Below are 1,099 nucleotides of genomic sequence, written 5' to 3'. Positions count from 1 at the left end.
CGACGGAGTTCACCAGGCCATGCTCGGCATCGCCCGGTTGCACAACCTGGCCCTCACGGGATAACTCACACCCCATACGGGACAACCTCTAGAGATCGTCTTCAAGAGGTCAGGTCCAGAGCAGGAGTGAGGCGATGGTGACGGTGGCTTGGTAGGACTCGCGGGTCTTGTCGTAGCGGGTGGCCAGGCCCCGCCACTGCTTGAGCTTCTGGAAGCAGCGCTCGACCACGTTGCGCTGCCGGTAGACCCGGTGGTCGAACCCGGGTGGCCGGCCACCCCTGCAGCCTCTTCGCAGACGGCCGGTCGCCTGGTCGATCCGTTCGGGGATGGTGTGTGGGATGCCTCGTCGCCGCAGATACGAACGAATCTTGCGGGAGCTGTAGCCCTTGTCGGCGATCAGATGGTCGGGGCGGGCACGGGGCCGTCCCGGCCCCTGCCGCGGCACCCCGATATCGGCCATCACGGCCTCGAAGCGGGTGCAGTCGTTGGTGTTCCCGCCGGACAGGACGAAGCCGAGGGGCCGGCCACGGCCGTCGCAGGCCAGATGGATTTTGGTGCTCAGCCCGCCACGGGACCGGCCGAGGGCGTGATCTGCCGCTTCGTCGTGATCGACGGCCCCCTTTTCCCTCCGGCGGCGTGCTGGTGAGCACGCACGATCGTGGAATCCACCGAGACGAGCCAGTCCACGTCACCGGCGGCGTCCCGCTCGGCCTGAACGGCCCGCAGCATGCGGGAGAACGTGCCGTCCAGAGCCCACCGGCGAAACCGGGTGTACAGGGTCTGCCAGGACCCGTACCCCTCGGGCACATCACGCCAGGCGGACCCCGTACGCAGCTTCCACACGATGCCGTTCGGCACCACCCGGTCATCCACCCGGGGCCGGCCGGCTGCCCCGGACTCGGGTAACAGCCGCGACAGCACGGCCCATCCATCATCGGAGAGTTCATGACGGCGCACCACGGCAAACATGATCCATCACGCAAGACGATCTTTGAAGACGCCCCCTAGGGCGTTTCTGACGGCTCTTGGATGGTGTCGCGGAGCCAGATGACGATCGCAGTGACGGTTAGCGTGCCGTTGAAGATGTAGTCGCGCTTGT

The 1,099-nt window shown here is 66.7% G+C and carries 1 pseudogene; it reads right to left on the bottom strand.

What is annotated here, in order from left to right:
- Positions 1 to 109: 109 nt before the first annotated feature.
- A pseudogene (locus ACH4K4_RS38705) lies at positions 110 to 969 on the bottom strand (IS5 family transposase).
- Positions 970 to 1,099: the final 130 nt, after the last annotated feature.

Source organism: Streptomyces sp. NPDC017529 (assembly GCF_044329785.1).
Lineage (GTDB): Bacteria > Actinomycetota > Actinomycetes > Streptomycetales > Streptomycetaceae > Streptomyces.
This window is presented reverse-complemented; position numbering and strand designations above follow the sequence as displayed.